Here is a 17,991-nt window from a genome sequence, read left to right as displayed (position 1 = left end):
CTGCGCGTACGGCATGCCTCCTGGAGAGCCGTTGGCACGCTTAGCATCGGTTCCGTGACGAGCCGACAGCGGGGCCGGGAGCGGGCGACCGGGGAAAGACGGCCGGGAACGGGGGAAGGGGCACGCGGAAGGGCCGGGTTCGCGGCCGCCGTGGCGCTGGCGTCGGCATGCCATCCGGGGCCCACCGTGGCGGTCACCGCGCTGGTGACCGCCCTGGCCGTGGCCTGCGGACGCGACGCGGCGGGATGCGTCCTGGTGGCGGCCGCCGTGCTGGCGGGCCAGCTGTCGATCGGCTGGTGCAACGACGCGGTGGACGCGGCGCGGGACGCCGCCGCGGGCCGTTCGGGCAAGCCGGTCGCCGAAGGCGCGGTGGGCGCGCGCACGGTGTGGGCCGCGGCCCTGGCGGCCCTCGCGCTCTGTGTGCCGCTCTCGCTGGCCTCGGGGCTCGCCGCGGGGGCCGTCCACCTCGCCGGCGTCGCCGCGGCCTGGGCCTACGACCTCTGGCTGAAGGCCACCGTCCTGTCGTGGCTGCCCTACGTCGTGGGTTTCGGCGTCCTGCCGCCGTTCGTGACCCTCGGCCTGCCGGGGGAGCCGTGGCCCGCGTGGTGGGCGGTTTCCGCCGCCGCGCTGCTGGGGTGCGGGGGACACCTGGCCAACGTGCTGCCCGACATCCCCGGCGATCTCGCGACCGGGGTCCGGGGCTGGCCGCAACGGCTCGGCGCCGCCCGGGTGCGCGCCCTGGTCCCGCTGCCCCTGCTGCTGGCGACCGGGCTGCTCGTCTTCGGGCCTGGGCGGCCGCCGGGGCCGTGGGGGTGGGGGGCGCTCGCCGCGGCGGCGGCGTTCGCCCTGGGGGGCCTGCTGCTGGAAGGGCGCTCGCCCAGGGCCCCCTTCGCCGCGGCCGTCGCCGTCGCGGCCGTCGACGTCGTGCTCCTGCTGGCCCTGGGCCCCGTGATCACATCGCCGTGAGCCGCGCCCGCCGCCGGGGCGTGGCGCGCGCTTCCGGGCGCCGGGTTCTCGCGATATTGCAGGGGAGCGATCGACACGGCAATATCTCACGAATCCGCCCTTCGGTGTCCGTACGGAGTCGTACGGACACGCACCGGATCACCCACGTCCCCACGGAGGCTCATGAGTCCGCACGGATCACACGAGCTCGTCCGTGCCGCACGTGGCGTGGATCCGTCGCCCCACCCGACAGACCGATCAGGGAGCTCATGTCCGACGATCGACCGTGGGATCTGGACGCGCTGCTGCACGCCGACCCACGCATCCTGTCGCCCCTGCTGGACCTCGTCGGCGGCCCGCGGGCCAGGCTCGAGGCCGCCGTCTACCGCACCTCGCTCGACGCCCACTCGGCCCATCCCCGCGACCGCAGGTGGCTGCTCAGCCTGGACTCGGCCCGCTGGGGCGCCACGGACCTGCTCTCCGAGCTGACCTCCGAGCTGACCTCCGAGCCGACCTGTGAGCCGACCTGTGAGCCGACCGGGGAACGGAGGGGATGGCGTCCCCTGTGGGCCACGGGGGCCAGGGTCGACGGCCGCCTTCGGCTGACGTGGCTCGAGGCGTCATGGGGGGCCTCGGCGGAGGCGGTGGTCACGGTCGACGGCCGGACGCTCGTCGTGGCCGGAGGCAGGGACACGGCCTCGTTGCGCGACCTCAGGACCGGTGAGAGCGTCGGCAGGCGTCTCACACCGCCGGGCCCGCCGCCCGCCCTGACCTCCGTCGCCGTGGCCGAGGTGGCGGGACGCCCCGTCGTGGTGGCCGACGGCCGTGCCCCCGACGGGCGCGTGCCCACGGTCGAGATGTGGGACGCGGGCACGGGGGAGCACGTGGGCTCGGTCCCGACCGGGCACGCCGCGGGCCTGACCGGTGTGGCCACCGCCGTCGTGGACGGGCGGGCCGTGGTCGTCACCACAGGCTGGGAGCGCGCGGTCGAGGTGCGCGACCTGCTCACCGGGGAGGAGATCTGCCCCCCGCTGCTGGGCACCGACACGGTGCACGCCGCCACGGCCGTCCGTCACGGCAGGGCGGTCGTCGTGACCACCCACGGGAAGGGAGGCAGGCGGGTCTGGTGGCTGCGCGCGGGCGACCCGCTCATTCCCGCGGAGGGTCCGGTCCCCGCACCCGCCTGGTGCGACGTCGCCGTCGAGTGCGAGGGCGGCCTGCGGCTGCGCGACCCCCGCACCGGCGGCCCTTCGGGGCCGCCGATCCCGTACGCGAGCCTGTCGTGGGGCGTCCACCCCGCCACCTGCGACGGTCGCGCGGTCGTCGTCACCGGCGGCTCCGACGGCCGGATCCGGGTGTGGGACGTCGAGGCGGACCGGCTGCCCGAGCTGCCCCTGCCCGGCCACACCGCGGAGGTGCGCGAGCTGGCCGTGGCGGGGGACGGCCGTACGACGGTCGTGAGCAGGGACGGCGAGGGCGGGGTGTGCGTCCGCGACGCGCTGACCGGGCACCCCGTCGACCTCGCCGAGCCCGTCGGCCGGGCGGAGCCGGTGGCCGCGACGGAGGCGGAGGACCTGGCCGTGCGCGTCGTGGTCGGCGAGGGCCGGAGAGTGACCCTGCACGCCGCTCTCGGCGGGCCGCGGCCCGGTCCCGCCCTCGGCCCTCCTCTCGGCCCCTTCGCGGGCACGCCCAAGGTGGCCCTCATCGATCTGGACGGCGTCCTGGCGGCCTTCACCGGCGACCGCGCGGGATCGGTCGGCCTGTGGGACGTGCGGACCGGTGAGCGGCTGGCGCCGGGGCTCGAGGGGGCGGCCGGCGAGGTCGGCGCGGTGACGGCCGCGACGCTGGACGGCGGGCCCGTCGGGGTGACCGGTGGCGGAGGCGGTCCAGTATGGGTCTGGGACCTGCGCGCCCGACGGCGGCTGCACCCGCCCGTCGACGCGGGCGAGGTGAACGCGCTGGCCGTGACGGAGGTGGACGGCCTGCCCGTCCTGGCCACCGGAGCCCGTGCGGGCGCCTACGGGGAGGTCAGCCTGTGGGACCTGCGCACCCGTGAGCGGCTCTGCCCCGCGGCGCGCTTCCCCGAGCCGGTGCGGGCCCTCGCCTGGGCTCCCCGCGGCGTCCTGCTGGTCGCCTTCGGCCACGACGTGGCCGCCGTGCGCCCGCCCTGCCTCACGGGGTGAGGCGGCGGGCCGCGGAGGGGGCCGCGCCCCGCGTGGCCGGGCGGCGGTCAGGGGCGGCCGCGCCGCTCGACGGGCCCTCCCGGCGGACGGAAGATCTTAATTGGGTTGCGAGGCGTCAGGGGGTTCTGGCGTCATTGACGTCGTCGGCCGGTCGGCCGGCGGAGATCCGGATCAGGTCCGGTCGGAGGGAGGCGACGCGACGATGACGTACAACGAGGTGATGGGGGGCCGCGCGCCGATCCGCATGTGGGCCGACCCCGCCGAGGTCGAGCCGAACGTGATGCAGCAGCTGCGCAACGTCGCCAACCTGCCGTGGGTGCAGGGGGTCGCGGTGATGCCGGACGTGCACCACGGGATGGGCGCGACGGTCGGCTCGGTCATCGCGATGCGGGACGCGGTCTCGCCGGCGGCGGTCGGCGTCGACATCGGGTGCGGGATGACCGCGGTGAAGACCTCCTTCAGGGCGGAGAACCTGCCGGACGACCTGGGACACCTGCGCTCGAAGCTGGAGCAGGCCGTTCCCGTCGGGTTCGGACACCACAGGACGCCGGTCGACCCGACCAGGCTGCACGGGTTCAAGACCGCCGACTGGGCGGACTTCTGGAGGGACTTCGAGACCCTCGCTCCGGCCGTGCGCTCCAGGAGGGAGCGCGCCGAGGTCCAGATGGGCACCCTGGGCGGCGGCAACCACTTCCTGGAGATCTGCGCCGACGACGAGGGGGCCGTCTGGGTCGTGCTGCACTCGGGGTCGCGCAACATCGGCAAGGAACTCGCCGAGTTCCACATCGGTCAGGCCCAGAGGCTGCCGCACAACCAGGACCTGCCCGACCGCAACCTCGCGGTGTTCGTCGGCGGCACGCCGCAGATGGACGCCTACCGCAGGGACCTGTTCTGGGCGCAGGACTACGCACGGCGCAACAGGGCGGTCATGATGGCCCTGGTGTGCGACGTCCTGCGGCGGCACCTGCGCGGCATCGCCTTCGAGGCGCCGATCTCCTGCCACCACAACTACGTCGCGGAGGAGCGCTACGACGGCGTGGACGTGCTCGTCACCCGCAAGGGCGCGATCCGCGCGGGATCGGGCGAGTTCGGCATCATCCCCGGCTCGATGGCGACCGGCACCTACATCGTGAAGGGCCTGGGGAACGCCGAGGCGTTCAACTCCGCCTCGCACGGCGCGGGCCGCAGGATGAGCAGGACCAAGGCGAAGAAGACGTTCACGCTGGCGGACCTCAAGGCGCAGACGGACGGCGTCGAGTGCCGTAAGGACAGCGGAGTGATCGACGAGATCCCGGGCGCCTACAAGGACATCCAGTCGGTCATGGCGGCGCAGACCGACCTGGTCGAGGTGGTCGCCCACCTGCGGCAGCTCGTCTGCGTCAAGGGCTGACCCGCCTGCCGCCCGGGGCCGTCGCGGCCCGGGGCGGCAGGCCGGAGCCTTCAGGCGACGGGCCCCGGCTGCGCTCCCGGCTCCGCCTCGGACTCGGGGGCGTCGAGCTCACGTGGTTCCTCCCCCGCGGAGACCGGCCGGGCGAGCCCGTCGTTCGAACGTTCCAACCTCCGCCGCAGACGGGACCTCCTGGTGCGTTCCATCTTCCGGTCGGCGTGCAGCGTCCCGTGGAACACCAGGGCCACGGTGAGGAGGATCAGTCCGGAACCGACGAGGAAGGGCACGGTCTGGATCGACTCCTCGCCGTTCCCGGCGCTTCGCGGCGCGGTGTCCCGCGGTGCCGCGGCCGCTCTTCCCGCCGTGCCCGGGCGCGCACGCGTGGCCGTCGGGCCGCCCGCCGTGCCGCCCGTGTCCTCCGCGGCGGCCACGTGCCCGGCGGCCACGGGACTCCCCTGAGAAGTCCTCGCGGGACGTCGTCTCTCCGAAATGACGCCGAGCCTTCCCGTGAATTTCCCCGGAGAGTTCGCCGTGGTTTCCGCGGGAGGGGTCAGCGGTGCCGTTCTCACGAAGCCGGGCTCTCCGGGGGCGACGGGGACGCGATCGCCGCTCACGACGGGCAGGGCCCCTGTGAACAGGCCGGAAGGAGCGCCGGCCGCGTTGGCGGGAGTGCATGGAATGGTCACGAGCAGAGGCGCCGCGAGGATCAGCCCGCGTATGCGTTTGTCCGGTACCAGGCTCACGTAGGTCCGGCTCCTTTCACGTTCCGGAGGTTGTCGCTACGGATTATGAACGCGACTGTCGGGATTTCCGTGACCTTGTAGGTCCTTGGCATCAAAGCGTTATGCGATAATTAGACATATATCCATGAATCACCTGAATGGTTTCCTGTGAACTTATCTCCGCATTCGTGGGGGTGGCAGGAGGCGGCGGGGCAGAGGACGGCGCTCCCGGCGGCCGTCCTCCCGCCGCGGCCCTGAGCGGGACCGGGGACCCCGTGAGACGCGACAGGCCCTGCCTTCGAGGAATCAACCACCCGGTGATGATGTTGTCGCCGGAGGGAGCCTGGCTTGTGGGCTTGACGGGAGCGGGCCTTAGGCTGGGCCCCCTGCCCGGAGCGGATGGATGTGAGGAGGTGACGCCCGTGTTGCGTGACTCGTTCGGCCGGGTGGCGACTGATCTGCGGGTTTCCCTCACGGACCGCTGCAACCTGCGCTGTTCGTACTGCATGCCTCCGGAGGGCCTCGACTGGCTGCCGAAACCCGAGCTGCTGACCGCCGACGAGATCGTCAGGCTGGTGACCATCGGTGTGGAACGGCTGGGCATCACCGAGGTCCGTTACACGGGCGGCGAGCCGCTGCTGCGCCGCGAGCTGGTGGACATCGTGGCGCGCACGGCCGGGCTCCGTCCCGCGCCGCAGGTCTCGCTGACCACGAACGGCATCGGGCTGGCCCGGCTGGCCGAGCCTCTCGCCGCCGCCGGGCTGCACCGGGTCAACGTCTCCCTCGACACCCTCGACCGGGAGACGTTCGTGAGGCTCGCCCACCGCGACCGGCTGGCCGACGTGCTGGAGGGCCTGGCCGCCGCCGACGCCGCGGGGCTGCGCCCGGTCAAGGTCAACACGGTCCTGATGCGCGGGGTCAACGACCACGAGGCCGTCGCGTTGCTGCGCCACTGCCTGGAACGGGGATACGAGCAGCGCTTCATCGAGCAGATGCCGCTCGACGCCCAGCACGGCTGGCGCAGAGAGAACATGATCACCGCTGACGAGATCCTCGGAAGCCTGCGGGAGGCCTTCGACCTGACCGCCGACGACCCCGTGGAACGCGGCAGCGCCCCGGCGGAGCTGTTCCTGGTCGACGGCGGACCGGCCAGGGTCGGGGTGATCGGCTCGGTCACCCGCCCGTTCTGCGGGGCCTGCGACCGGGTCCGGCTCACCGCCGACGGCCAGATCCGCAACTGCCTGTTCGCCACGGAGGAGTCGGACCTGAGGGCCGCGATGCGCTCGGGCGCGGACGACGACGAGCTCGCCGGGCGCTGGCTGGCCGCGGTCCGGGGCAAGAAGGCCGGGCACGGCATCGACGACCCGTCCTTCCTGCAGCCGTCCCGCCCGATGTCGGCCATCGGCGGATGAGCGTCCGTCACGACGCGTGCATCCTGGCGGGCGGCCTCGCCAGACGGCTCGGAGGGTGTGACAAGCCGGGTCTGCGCGTCGGCGGACGCCCGCTGGTCGAGCGGGTCGCGGCGGCCGTGCCCGACGCCGGGAGGCTGATCGTCGTCGGATCCCCCCGTCCGGGGCTGCCGGGGGCGCTCTTCCTGCGCGAGGACCCGCCCGGAGGAGGGCCCGTGCCCGCGCTGCGGGCGGGGCTGACCGCGGTGAGCGCGCCGTGGGTGGCGCTGCTCGCGGCGGACCTGCCGTTCCTGGCCCCGGAGCACGTCCGCGCACTGCTGGAGGCGGCGGGGACGGGGGCGGTGCTCGTCGACGGCGACGGCAGGGAGCAGTGGCTCGTCGGCGTCTGGCGCACGGCGGAGCTCACACGGGCGCTGGCCCGTTACGAGGGACGGTCGCTGCACGGGCTGCTCGCCCCCCTCGACCCGGTCAGGATCACCCTTCCCGGAACGCCGTGGTTCGATTGCGACACGCCCGAGGATCTACGGCGCGCCAGAAGCGGCGAGCCGGACGCCTCGGCGCGGGCGTGACCGGCGGGGACACGAGGTCCCCGCCGGAAGGTCGCAGACGAGGAGCGAACGGTGAACGTGCTGGCGGAATGGACCGAACTGGTCTGCCGGGAACTGGGCATCGACCCGGCGAAGGTCGACAGGGACGCCCTGCTGGACCTGACGAAGGAGGTCGCCCACGGGGTGACGCGTCCGGCGGCGCCGTTGACGGCCTACCTGCTCGGTCTGGCTCAGGGGGCGGGCTCGGCCGGTGAGGACGCGGTGGAGCGGCTGACCGCGCTGGCCCGGGACTGGGAGAACAAGGCGGGAAGCGACAGCTAGGAGCCACTGAAAGCCTGGAGAAAAGGGCGACGCCGGGTGGTTACGGGGGCAAACCACCCGGCGTCGCTTCATCGGCGTTCCGACGGGGGCCCGGAACGCCGGCACCAGTGCCCCGACGGGGGACCAGGGCACTTGGTTAAAGCGTACACCTCCAACCCCTGAGATGCGTCAAGACTTAGTCACGACCCGATCTCGCGTCGGTGGCGTGGAATCTCGTTCTGGCTGTCATCCGTAACGTCGAAGGCATCCGGAGCCTCGCGTCGTGGTGCGTTGGCCCCGATCACGGCAACGTACGGCAAAAAGATCGCACCGGCGAAGAGCAGCAGCCGGACGGGCAGCGGAGCGGGCACGGTGAAGGCCAGAACCAGGCAGACCAGCCGGATTCCCATCTTGATGAAGTAGCTCTTCTCCCGTTTGCCGATGTCCTCGCTCAGCGAAGGCCGCGCGTCGGTCACCTGGTGAACCACTTGCCGCCTGTGCCATCTCTTCACACATCCAACCTAGACCTCGCCTCAGGCGGGTGTGAAAGTGCGTGCGACCATGGCCTTCGGCAAGGAGGATGCGATGACGGATCGTACGTACCGGGTGACCGAGATAGTGGGAACGTCGGAGGAGAGCGTCGAGGAGGCCGTTCGCAACGGCGTCCGGCGCGCCTCGCAGACCCTGCGTCACCTCGACTGGTTCGAGGTGACCGAGGTCAGGGGGCACATCGTCGACGGGGAGGTCGGGCACTTCCAGGTCGGCATGAAGGTCGGGTTCCGCCTCGAGGACACCTGATCCGTCACGGGCCTCCACAGCCCTTCGCCCGGCTCCCCCCGCCCCCGGCGGAGGGCGGAGGGCGGTCAGGGAAAGGACCGAGGGGCGCTCGCCCCGTCAGCTGGCCTGGCTGACCGTCGACATGTTGAAGTCGGGGATCCTGAGCGCGGGCATGACCGCGCGGGTGAAGTAGTCGTTCCACTCGCGGGGCAGGGTCCGTTCGGCGGCCCCGACCTCGGTGACGCGGCCGAGCAGGTCGACCGGGCTCTCGTTGAAACGGAAGTTGTTCACCTCGCCCACGACCCGGCCGTTCTCCACCAGGTAGACGCCGTCACGGGTCAGACCGGTCAGCAGCAGGCTCTGCGGGTCGACCTCGCGGATGTACCACAGGCAGGTGAGCAGCAGACCGCGCTCGGTCGAGGCGATCATCTCCTCGAGCGACCGGCCGCCCTCGGCCCCGGTCATGATCAGGTTGTCCGTCGCCGGGGTGACGGGCAGCGCGGTCAGCTCCGCCGAGTGCCTGGTCTGCAGCAGGTGCGCCAGCCTCCCGTCGGCGATCCAGTCGGTGGAGGCCAGCGGCAGGCCGTTGTCGAACACCGAGCTCTGCCTGCTGGAGGTGTGCGCCACCACGAACGGCGTGCACTCCACGCCCGGCGCGGCGGGGTCGCTGAGCAGGCGGAGCGGCAGGGGGGAGAGGCTCTCCCCGACGCGGGTGCCGCCGCCGGGCCCGGAGAAGACCGTACGGCCCTCCAGGGCGTCCCTGGCGCCCGCCGTCCAGTACAGGTAGATCATCAGGTCGGCCACGGCCGTCGGCGGCAACAGCGTCTCGTAGCGGCCCGCCGGCAGGTCGACGCGGTTCCTCGCCCACTCGAGGCGCCGGGCCAGCGAGGCGTCGAGCGCGGCCACGTCCACGTCGGAGAAGTCGCGGGTGGCCACGCCCGTCCACGCCGAACGCTTCATGTCGGGCGACTTGGCGTTGAGCTCCAGGCGTCCCGTGGGCTGGGTGTGGCGGAGTCTGGTCCCCGTCGAGGAGCCCACGAAGGTCGTGGTGACGAGGTGCTCGGCGAAGCCGTACAGCTTGCGCCCGTTCGCCTCCGCGGTGGCGAACGTCTCGCCGAGCGCCGGGGCGAACGCGCCGAAGACCCCGATGGAGGTGGGCTCGGCGGGCACGTCCCAGTCCGCGGAGCGGCCGCCCTCGACCAGGGGCCTGGCGTCCTCGGACGGCCGGGCGTCCTCGGCCGCGTGGTCGGCGGCGGCGACGACGTCGGCGAGCTGCTCGGGGCGGACCGCGGCCCGCGAGACCACGCCGACCCCCCGGCCCGCGATCGAGATCACGGTGAGCTGGGAGGAGCGGGTCACGCCGTTGGTGGTGAGCGTGTTGCCCGCGAACCGCAGGTTCGCGCTGGAGCTCTCGTCCACGATCACGACGATGTCGTCGGCCGTGGAGAGGTCCAGGGCCTTCTCGATGATTTCCTGGGGACTCATCCCACTCCTTGCCGGGTGGCGTTCCGGGTCGTCCCCCGGAGCGCGCTGTTCGTCGGTGACCCGTTCGCGGACGCGGCCTCCCCACCGGCGGTGGGCAGCCCCCGGTCACGGACGCCGCGCTCGCCGGTCGGCCCGCTCACTTGCCGCTCTCCTGGAGGGTGTTGAGAACGCGCACGTCGCGGAAGAGCGCGGAGGGGCAGCCGTGGCTGACCGGGGCGACCTGGCCAGGCTGGCCCTTGCCGCAGTTGAACGCTCCGCCCAGCACGTAGGTCTGCGGGCCGCCGACGGCCGTCATCGACCGCCAGAAGTCGGTGGTCGTCGCCTGGTAGGCGACGTCGCGGAGCTGGCCGGCGAGCCTGCCGTTCTCGATCTTGTAAAACCGCTGCCCCGTGAACTGGAAGTTGTACCTCTGCATGTCGATGGACCAGCTCCTGTCGCCGACCACGTAGACGCCGCGCTCGACCCCGGAGATGAGCTCCTCGGTCGACGGCCCCTGAGGGGCGGGCAGCAGCGAGACGTTGGCCATCCGCTGGATCGGCGTGTGCCCGGGGGAGTCGGCGAAGGCGCAGCCGTTGGAGGCGCCGAGCCCCTTCAGCAGCGCCATCCGCCGGTCGAGCTGGTAGCCGACCAGGACGCCCTCGGAGACGATGTCGAACCGCCTGGTCGCCACGCCCTCGTCGTCGTAGCCGATCGTCGCCAGGCCGTGCTCGGTCGTGCGGTCGCCGACGACGTTCATCGCCTGCGAGCCGTACTCCAGCGTGCCGAGCCGGTCGAAGGTGGCGAAGCTGGTGCCCGCGTAGGCAGCCTCGTAGCCCAGGGCCCGGTCGAGCTCGGTGGCGTGCCCGACGGACTCGTGGATCGTCAGCCACAGGTTGGACGGGTCGACGACCAGGTCGTAGCGCCCCGCCTCGACGGAGGGGGCCCTGAGCTTCTCCGCCAGGTGCTCGGGAATGCGGGCCAGCTCGCCTGGGAAGTCCCAGCCGGTGCCGGTGAGATATTCGTACCCCCGGCCGACCGGCGGGGCGAGCGTGCGCATCGAGTCGAACCTGCCGTCCTCGGTCCGCATCGCCTCGAGCTGGGGATGCAGACGCACCCGTTGCTGGGTGGTCGAGGTCCCGGCCGTGTCGGCGTAGAACTTCTGCTCCTTGACCTGCATCAGCGAGGCCTGTACGTGGTCGACCCGCGGATCCCTCAGCAGGCCGTCCGACCAGTCGGCGAGCAGGGCGACCTTGTCGCGCATCGGCACGTCGAACGGGTCGACGTCGTAGGCGGAGACCCAGGTGACGTCGGAGTGGACCGGTTCCGGGGCCAGCTCGACGGGCTCACGGTTGACCGCCGCCGACACGACGGCCACCTCGACCGCCTGCTCCGCGACCCGCGCCGCGGCCTCCGCGGTGAGCTCGATCCCGGCTGCGAAACCCCACGTGCCGTTCTTGACGACCCGTACGGCGTAGCCGAGGTCGTCGGCGTCGCTCGAGCCCTCGAGCGCGGCGTCGGACAGGCGCAGGGTCTCGGCGCGGACGCGCTCGAACCGGAAGTCGGCGTGCTCCACGCCGAGGTCACGGGCGCGTTGCAGGGCCGCGTCCGCCAGCCGTCTCATCGGCAGGGCGAGGAAGTCGGGATCGATCTGGCGCATGTCAACGATCCTAGCCCTGTGATCTTGTCCCTCACGGACAAGAGGTTTACCCCCCGGTAGCCGATAGCGTCGGCTTCATGGCTCGATCTGTTCTCGTAACCGGCGGCAATCGCGGCATCGGCCTCGCGATCGCCCGCGAACTCGCCAAGGCCGGTGACGCCGTCGCCGTGACCTACCGCTCAGGACAGCCCCCCGAGGGGCTGTTCGGCGTGCGGTGCGATGTGACCAGCACGGCCGACGTCGACGCGGCGTTCGGGAAGATCGAGGCCGAGCACGGCCCGGTCGAGGTGCTCGTCGCCAACGCGGGCATCACCAGGGACACGCTGCTGCCGATGATGAAGGAGGAGACCTTCACCGACGTCATCGACGCCAACCTGACCGGCGCCTACCGGGTGGCCAAACGCGCCACGCGCGGCATGCTCAAGCTCAAGCGCGGCAGGATCGTGCTCATCTCCTCGGTGGTCGCCATGCTCGGCTCGGCGGGGCAGAGCAACTACGCCGCCTCGAAGGCGGGGCTGATCGGCTTCGCCAGGTCCGTGGCCAGGGAGCTCGGCTCGCGGGGCATCACGGTCAACGTGGTCTCCCCGGGGTTCGTCGAGACCGACATGACGGCCGAGCTCGAGGAGGCCTACCAGGAGCAGATCCGCAAGAGCATCCCGCTCGGCCGCTACGCCAGCGCGGAGGAGATCGCACGCGTGGTCAGGTTCCTGGCCGGCGAGGACGCCGCCTACATCACCGGGGCCGTGATCCCCGTCGACGGCGGCCTGGGAATGGGGCACTGAAAATGGGAATCCTCGAAGGCAAGCGCATTCTGGTCACCGGCGTCCTGACCGACTCCTCGATCGCGTTCTCGGTCGCAAAGCTGGCCCAGCAGGAGGGCGCGCAGGTCGTGCTGACCGGGTTCGGCAGGCTCAGCCTGGTCGAGCGCATCGCCAAGCGGCTGCCTGAGCCGCCGCCGGTGATCGAGCTGGACGTGCAGAACACCGAGCACCTCGACTCGCTGGCCGACCGGGTCGGCGAGCACCTGGACGGCCTCGACGGCGTGGTGCACTCCATCGGCTTCGCCCCGCAGAGCTGTCTCGGCGGAAACTTCCTCAACACCTCGTGGGAGGACGTGGCGACCGCCCTGCACGTGTCGACCTACTCCTTCAAGTCGCTGGCCGTCGCCTGCCTGCCTTTGATGAAGGAGGGCGGCGCGGTCGTCGGCCTCGACTTCGACGCCAGCAGGGCCTGGCCCGTCTACGACTGGATGGGCGTGGCCAAGGCCGGTCTCGAGTCCTGCTCCCGCTACCTCGCCCGCGACCTCGGCAAGCACGGGATCCGCGTCAACCTGGTGGCCGCGGGGCCGCTGCGCACGATGGCGGCCAAGAGCATCCCGGGCTTCGCCGAGTTCGAGGACAGCTGGCCGGAGAAGGCCCCGCTCGGCTGGGACCTGAACGACACCCTGCCCGCGGCCAGGGCGTGCCTGGCGCTGATGTCCGACTGGTTCCCCGCCACGACCGGTGAGATCGTGCACGTCGACGGCGGCGTGCACGCGGTCGGCTCCTGAGCGACCCTCAGGCCGTGCGCTGCCGCCTCATCCTGAGCGGCTCCAGCGGCATGGACTCCTCGCCGATCCGCCTGGCGTACAGCAGGCGGACGGCGAGGATCGCCGCGACCAGCAGGGCCGCGGTGAGCGCCGTGCCCAGCGGGTCGGGAGACCTGGTCGGCGTGACGGTCCGCTGGAACTTCCGCATGACCGGGCCCGTCGGCCACAGCAGTTCGAGCCGGGGCGCCTCGGCGTCGATCACGGGCACCGGGTCGGAGGGGGTGTCGCCCTCCTGCCGCCCGTGCCGGCCCCTGTCGCGGTCCCTGTCGGCCGCGTGCCTTCGGGTCTCCACGGGACGCAGCGGCTCCTTCGGCAGAGGCGCCGTCTCATGGTCTCCCCTGAACTCCGGCCTGTCCTTGTGCGAGGGGCTCGGACGCGGGGCCGCCGAGGGGGAGACCGTCTCCTCCGGGGTGGAGATCGCCGTGCTGCTCGCGCACTCCGGTGACCCCGTCATCGGGGGGCAGACACTGTCGAGGTCCTTGGGCAGCAGGTCGACGCCCTCGTCCTCCTCGGCCGCCGGGGCCGCGGAGATCTCGGGAGTCAGCGTCGGGGCCGTGAGCCCCAGGGGGCCCTCGAGCCCGTTCTCCTGGCCGAGGTAGCCGGTGCCGCTCAGGCCGTCGGCGCCGCTCGACCCTTTTCCGCTTTTCTCGTGCTTCTCGCTTTTTCCGCCTTTTTTGTCTTTCCTGTCTTTTTCATCATTCATCGTGGTTTCCGTGGTATGGCCGTAGTCGGGGCCGGTGCTCGGAGGCGGCGTGCCGGCTATTCCGTTCACGGTGTCGCCCACGGCCTCCACCGTCTTGCAGAGCCCGCCGGTCAGCCCGCCCAGCAGCCCGCCGCCCTCGCAGTCGCCCACCCGGGGGGCGGCGTTCACGGGGGTCAACGCGACAACGGGCAGCCCGCCGCCCAGCGTCAGCGCCAGGGCGCCGACATAGATCGCAATTCGCAACTGTCCCCCTTGCACATCGGTGACGGAACTTCCCTGACACCTGGGCGCCCCTCCTGTCACCATTGACAGTTTTGTGGGGAGGCCAGGTTTTTCCACGTAAAGTTGCCATTCGGTATCGAGTAGTGATACGCGAGATGGATTCTCGTTCTGCCCGTCGTCCCGCCCTCACTCGGCGGAGACGTCGTCGAGCGCCTCCCTGATCTCCACCGGCAGGCTGAGATCCTCCGCCTGGAGCGCTCCGGTCAGCTGGGCGCAGGTCCTGGCGCCGACGATGGCCGAGGTCACCCCGGGTTGGTCGCGGACCCAGGACAGGGCGACCGACAGCGGCGAGACGCCGAGCCCCTCGGCCGCGGTCGTCACCGACTCCACGACCCGGCGGCACCTCTCGTCCAGATAGGGCGTGACGAAGTCGGCGAAGTGCGGGGTCGCCGCCCGGGAGTCGGCGGGGATGCCCGTGCGGTACTTGCCGGTGAGCACCCCCCTGCCCAGCGGGGACCAGGCCAGCACCCCGGCGCCGACGTGCTCGGCCGCCGCGACCAGCTCGCGCTCCGCCTCCCGGGCCAGCAGGGAGTACTCGACCTGGGCGGCGATGATCGGCACCCGCCCGGGAACCGCCCGCTGGCTGACGGCCGCCGCCGCCAGCTGCCAGCCGGTGTAGTCGCAGACCCCGGCGTAGGCCGCCCTGCCGGAGGACACGATGGCGTCGACCGTGGCCAGGGTCTCCTCGAGGGGAACGTCCGGATCGAAGGCGTGCAGCTGCCACAGGTCCACCTCGTTGACGCCGAGACGGGCCAGCGAGGCGTCGATCGCCGCGATCAGGTGCTTCCTGGAGGCGTCACGCGGCCTGCGTCCCGTGGGGGTGAGCACGGCCTTGGTCGACAGCACCAGCTCGGAGCGGGGCACCGCGTCGCGGATCAGCCGCCCGAGCAGTCTCTCCGCCTCGCCGCCCGTGTAGACGTCCGCGGTGTCGATGAGGGTGCCGCCGGCCTCGGCGAACGTCCGGAGCTGCGCCGCGGCCTCCTCCGCGCCGGTGTCACGTCCCCATGTCATCGTCCCCAGTCCGAGACGGGATACCGACAGGCCGCTCCGGCCCACATAGCGCTGCTCCATGATCCGGCCAGGGTACCGCCCGGCCAGTTAAAAGTAGTGGAGCGAGGCCTGCAAGACTTGCCCGCGTGACGACCCTGTTGCTGGCCAGACACGGCCTGACCCACCTGACCGGTCCCGTGCTGGCGGGCTGGACCCCCGACGTCCATCTCAGCGAGGCGGGCCAGGCGCAGGCGGAGGCCCTGGCCCTGCGGCTGGCCTCGCTGGAGCTGGACGCGATCGTCTCCAGCCCGCTCGAACGCTGCCAGGAGACGGCCCAGGCCGTCGCCGCGGGCCGGGAGACCGAGGTGCTGACCGACGACCGGTTCGGAGAGTGCGGCTACGGCGACTGGACGGGCCGCCCGATCGGAGAGCTCGCCAAGGATCCGCTCTGGAAGGTCGTGCAGACCCACCCGAGCGCCGTGACCTTCCCCGGAGGGGAGTCGCTGGCCGCCGTGCAGCACCGGGCGGTGAGCGCGGTCAGGGAGTGGAACGAACGCCTCGGCCCCGACGCGGTCTACCTCGTCTGCAGCCACGGAGACGTGATCAAGGCCATCGTGGCGGACGCGATGGGCCTGCACCTGGACCAGTTCCAGCGGATAACCGCCGACCCCGCGTCGCTCACCGCGATCCGCTACACCCCCCTGCGTCCCTTCGTGCTCAGGCTCAACGACCTGGGCGGAGACGTGGCCGGACTGCGACCCCCGGAGGGTTCGCCCGGCGAGGACGGGGGACAAAAACTCACCGGGAGCGACGCCGCGGTCGGCGGCGGAGCCGGGACCACGTAAGGTCGGGGCTATGCCGGTCTTCGACTACGACCCACCCGAGAGATTCGTGGCCGGTGCCGTGGGGCAACCGGGATCACGCGCGTTCTTCCTGCAGGCCCGCGGCCAGGGCCGGTTGACCACCGTCGCGTTGGAGAAGTTCCAGGTCGCCGCGCTGGCCGACCGCCTGGACGAGCTGCTCGACGAGGTGGTGCGGCGCGGCGTCGGGGCCCAGGTGCCCGCGACCGCCCCCGCCGCGCTCACGGACAACGACCCGCTCGACATGCCCATCAGCGAGGACTTCAGAGTGGGCACCATGGCGCTCGCCTGGGACGCCGACACCGCGCGGGTGGTCATCGAGGCGCAGGAGGCCGTCGCGGAGGACGAGGAGGACTTCGAGCCGTCCCCGCTCTCCGAGCCCGCGGTCCTGCGCGTGCACCTCAACCCCGGCGTCGCCAGGGCCTTCTCCAAACGCGCCATGGCCCTCGTGGCGGCGGGGCGTCCGCCCTGCCCGCTCTGCGGCCAGCCGCTCGACGCGGACGGGCATATTTGCGTGCGTCTCAATGGTTACCGGGGTAGTGGCACTTCACAGGGCGAGGGAGGCGAATGAGTGCCGAGAGCGAGTTCACGCTGAGCGCGGCGTCCGCGGCGGGACTGGACGACGAGACCGCTCTGCGCCTGCTCCGCGACGGTCACCTCGAGGTCGCGGGCCGCCTGGTCGAGGCGAGCAACATGACGCTCTACTGTTCCGTCCGTCTCGGCGGCCTCTCGGCGGCCTGCGTGTACAAGCCCGTGCGCGGCGAGCGACCGCTCTGGGACTTCCCGGACGGCACCCTCGCCTCCCGCGAGGTGGCGGCCTTCGAGGTCTCCGTGGCGACCGGCTGGCGGATCGTCCCGCCGACCGTCTACCGGGACGGCCCCTTCGGGCCGGGGATGTGCCAGCTGTGGGTCGACACCGACCCGGAGGTCGACCTGATGGTCCTGATCCGCAGCCGCCAGCCCGCCCTGCGGCGGATGGCGGTCTTCGACGCCGTCGTCAACAACGCCGACCGCAAGGGCGGCCATCTGCTGCCGCTCGCCGACGGCCACATCTACGGCGTCGACCACGGGGTCTCCTTCTCCACCGAGGACAAGCTGCGCACCGTGCTCTGGCAGTGGCGGGGCAAACCGCTGTCCCGCGAGGCCGTGAACGTCCTGGCCCGCCTCGAGCGAGACCTGGAGCAGGGACGTCTGGGCCGCCGCCTCCGCGAGCTCCTCACCCTCGCGGAGGTCGAGGCGACCTGGTCCCGGGTCCGCAGGCTCCTCGACACCGGCCTGCACCCCCTTCCCTCCCAGGACTGGCCCGCCATTCCCTGGCCCCCGATCTGAGGCGGCTCCCGGCGGGGGCGTAGCCTGCCGGGCATGTGCACGGTTGTCGTCAGCATCGATCCGAGCGCGGAGATCCCCCTGATCCTGGTCGGGGTGCGCGACGAGTTCACCGATAGGCCGTGGCTTCCCCCGGGACCGCACTGGCCCGGCCTGGTCGGCGGGCGCGACCTTCTGGCCGGCGGGACGTGGCTGGCCGTCGACCCCGAGGCCAGGCGGGTCGGAGCCCTGCTCAACGGCCGGGGTGTGCTCGCTCCCGAGCGGGGCCGCCTGTCGCGCGGGGGCCTGCCGCTGGCGGTGGCGGCCGAGGGCGGCGTGGCGGACCTGGACCCTGCCCCCTACGACCCCTTCCACCTGGTCATGGCCGATCCGGCGGGGGCGCGTCTGTGGCACTGGGACGGGATCGAGATGCGCGAGGAGGAGCTTCCCGAGGGGACGCACGTCATCGTCAACAGCGGCTGGGAGCGGGGTGAGGAGAACGAGAGGGTCGCCTTCTTCCGCCCGCTGTTCGCCAAGGCGGGCAGGCCCGACGCGATCGACGGTCCCTGGCAGGAGTGGCGGGAGCTCGCCACCGGGGCGGGTCTGCCCTTCGACGACTCCCGGGCCATGATCGTCAGACACGAACTGCCCGAAGGGCGGGTCTTCGGCTCCCTGTCGGTCTCCCTGCTCGGCCTGTCCGCGCAGGGAGTCCGCTACGACTTCACCGGAGATCCCCGCGACCCCGCGGCCTTCCGCCGCGTCCTGCCGGAATGAGCCGGAATGATCCGTGGGCTTCCCGCGGTTGAGAAAGTGCCCCGTACCGCCCACCGTCCCGGCCTGACCGGGGCGGTCTGTCTGCTGGATAGGCTCA

The 17,991-nt window shown here is 72.2% G+C and carries 19 protein-coding genes; 13 read left to right on the top strand and 6 right to left on the bottom strand.

The window, feature by feature from the left end; translation table 11 throughout:
• Nucleotides 1–54 precede the first annotated feature (54 nt).
• From PKF00_RS16295 to PKF00_RS16285, 3 genes are all read left to right on the top strand, one after another.
• Entirely contained in the window at nucleotides 55–966 is a 912-nt protein-coding gene (locus PKF00_RS16295) for a UbiA family prenyltransferase (protein ID WP_271218367.1), read from the top strand.
• 248 nt (nucleotides 967–1,214) lie between these two features.
• Nucleotides 1,215–3,128 carry a WD40 repeat domain-containing protein gene (locus PKF00_RS16290; protein WP_271218366.1) on the top strand — a complete coding sequence of 638 codons (1,914 nt, stop codon included), beginning with the start codon at nucleotides 1,215–1,217 and terminating at the stop codon, nucleotides 3,126–3,128.
• A gap of 202 nt (nucleotides 3,129–3,330) precedes the next feature.
• A complete protein-coding gene (locus tag PKF00_RS16285) occupies nucleotides 3,331–4,518 on the top strand; it encodes an RtcB family protein (RefSeq protein WP_271218365.1) in 1,188 nt (395 codons plus the stop codon).
• Between the two features lie 50 nt (nucleotides 4,519–4,568).
• On the opposite strand, the gene PKF00_RS16280 is transcribed toward PKF00_RS16285, so the two are convergent.
• Nucleotides 4,569–4,961 (bottom strand): hypothetical protein, encoded by a 393-nt coding sequence (locus PKF00_RS16280; RefSeq protein WP_271218364.1) that lies wholly within the window; start codon nucleotides 4,959–4,961, stop codon nucleotides 4,569–4,571.
• A 698-nt stretch (nucleotides 4,962–5,659) separates the two neighbouring features.
• Between PKF00_RS16280 and moaA the strand changes: the two genes are divergently transcribed.
• The 3 genes from moaA to PKF00_RS16265 are packed head-to-tail and all read left to right on the top strand — an operon-like array spanning nucleotide 5,660 to nucleotide 7,515.
• Complete coding sequence (gene moaA / locus PKF00_RS16275) at nucleotides 5,660–6,649, top strand: GTP 3',8-cyclase MoaA (protein ID WP_271218363.1); 990 nt, start codon at nucleotides 5,660–5,662, stop codon at nucleotides 6,647–6,649.
• Nucleotides 6,646–7,215 carry a molybdenum cofactor guanylyltransferase gene (mobA, locus tag PKF00_RS16270; RefSeq protein WP_271218362.1) on the top strand — a complete coding sequence of 190 codons (570 nt, stop codon included), beginning with the start codon at nucleotides 6,646–6,648 and terminating at the stop codon, nucleotides 7,213–7,215. Before moaA ends, mobA begins: the two co-directional genes overlap by 4 nt.
• A 51-nt stretch (nucleotides 7,216–7,266) precedes the next feature.
• Nucleotides 7,267–7,515: a DUF6457 domain-containing protein gene (locus PKF00_RS16265; RefSeq protein WP_271218361.1), complete on the top strand. Its 249-nt coding sequence runs from the start codon at nucleotides 7,267–7,269 to the stop codon at nucleotides 7,513–7,515.
• Nucleotides 7,516–7,694: 179 nt separating this feature from the next.
• Here the strand turns inward: PKF00_RS16265 and PKF00_RS16260 are convergent, their stop codons facing one another.
• Complete coding sequence (locus tag PKF00_RS16260; protein WP_271218360.1) at nucleotides 7,695–7,970, bottom strand: DUF3099 domain-containing protein; 276 nt, start codon at nucleotides 7,968–7,970, stop codon at nucleotides 7,695–7,697.
• 109 nt (nucleotides 7,971–8,079) lie between these two features.
• On the opposite strand from PKF00_RS16260, the gene PKF00_RS16255 reads away from it, so the two are divergent.
• Entirely contained in the window at nucleotides 8,080–8,292 is a 213-nt protein-coding gene (locus PKF00_RS16255) for a dodecin (RefSeq protein WP_271218359.1), read from the top strand.
• A gap of 96 nt (nucleotides 8,293–8,388) precedes the next feature.
• Here PKF00_RS16255 and PKF00_RS16250 read toward each other — a convergent pair whose 3' ends face one another.
• Both PKF00_RS16250 and PKF00_RS16245 read right to left on the bottom strand, forming a co-directional pair.
• Nucleotides 8,389–9,756, bottom strand: coding sequence for a metallopeptidase TldD-related protein (locus PKF00_RS16250; RefSeq protein ID WP_271218358.1), 1,368 nt, complete (start codon nucleotides 9,754–9,756; stop codon nucleotides 8,389–8,391).
• A gap of 136 nt (nucleotides 9,757–9,892) precedes the next feature.
• Nucleotides 9,893–11,392: a TldD/PmbA family protein gene (locus PKF00_RS16245; RefSeq protein WP_271218357.1), complete on the bottom strand. Its 1,500-nt coding sequence runs from the start codon at nucleotides 11,390–11,392 to the stop codon at nucleotides 9,893–9,895.
• 77 nt (nucleotides 11,393–11,469) lie between these two features.
• On the opposite strand from PKF00_RS16245, the gene PKF00_RS16240 reads away from it, so the two are divergent.
• Together PKF00_RS16240 and fabI are read left to right on the top strand one after the other, a co-directional pair.
• Nucleotides 11,470–12,174, top strand: coding sequence for a beta-ketoacyl-ACP reductase (locus tag PKF00_RS16240; RefSeq protein WP_271218356.1), 705 nt, complete (start codon nucleotides 11,470–11,472; stop codon nucleotides 12,172–12,174).
• Between the two features lie 2 nt (nucleotides 12,175–12,176).
• Nucleotides 12,177–12,941 (top strand): enoyl-ACP reductase FabI, encoded by a 765-nt coding sequence (fabI, locus tag PKF00_RS16235; RefSeq protein WP_271218355.1) that lies wholly within the window; start codon nucleotides 12,177–12,179, stop codon nucleotides 12,939–12,941.
• 7 nt (nucleotides 12,942–12,948) lie between these two features.
• Here fabI and PKF00_RS16230 read toward each other — a convergent pair whose 3' ends face one another.
• Nucleotides 12,949–13,926, bottom strand: a complete 978-nt coding sequence (locus PKF00_RS16230) for a hypothetical protein (protein WP_271218354.1) — start codon at nucleotides 13,924–13,926, stop codon at nucleotides 12,949–12,951.
• A gap of 165 nt (nucleotides 13,927–14,091) precedes the next feature.
• Complete coding sequence (locus PKF00_RS16225) at nucleotides 14,092–15,036, bottom strand: aldo/keto reductase (RefSeq protein ID WP_271218353.1); 945 nt, start codon at nucleotides 15,034–15,036, stop codon at nucleotides 14,092–14,094.
• A 65-nt stretch (nucleotides 15,037–15,101) separates the two neighbouring features.
• On the opposite strand from PKF00_RS16225, the gene PKF00_RS16220 reads away from it, so the two are divergent.
• Genes PKF00_RS16220 through PKF00_RS16205 form a run of 4 tightly spaced genes read left to right on the top strand, consistent with a single transcriptional unit; the run spans nucleotide 15,102 to nucleotide 17,894 of the window.
• A complete protein-coding gene (locus PKF00_RS16220) occupies nucleotides 15,102–15,800 on the top strand; it encodes a histidine phosphatase family protein (RefSeq protein WP_271218352.1) in 699 nt (232 codons plus the stop codon).
• A gap of 10 nt (nucleotides 15,801–15,810) precedes the next feature.
• Nucleotides 15,811–16,386, top strand: coding sequence for a DUF3090 domain-containing protein (locus PKF00_RS16215; protein ID WP_271218351.1), 576 nt, complete (start codon nucleotides 15,811–15,813; stop codon nucleotides 16,384–16,386).
• Nucleotides 16,383–17,144 carry an SCO1664 family protein gene (locus PKF00_RS16210; protein ID WP_271218350.1) on the top strand — a complete coding sequence of 254 codons (762 nt, stop codon included), beginning with the start codon at nucleotides 16,383–16,385 and terminating at the stop codon, nucleotides 17,142–17,144. The genes PKF00_RS16215 and PKF00_RS16210 overlap by 4 nt, the downstream gene beginning before the upstream one ends.
• Nucleotides 17,145–17,177: 33 nt before the next feature.
• Nucleotides 17,178–17,894 (top strand): NRDE family protein, encoded by a 717-nt coding sequence (locus PKF00_RS16205; protein ID WP_271218349.1) that lies wholly within the window; start codon nucleotides 17,178–17,180, stop codon nucleotides 17,892–17,894.
• Nucleotides 17,895–17,991 lie beyond the last annotated feature (97 nt).

The organism is Streptosporangium carneum, assembly GCF_027922005.1.
Classification (GTDB): Bacteria; Actinomycetota; Actinomycetes; order Streptosporangiales; family Streptosporangiaceae; genus Streptosporangium; species Streptosporangium carneum.
Note: the sequence above shows the minus strand (reverse complement) of the source record. Positions and strands in the feature narration are given on the sequence as shown.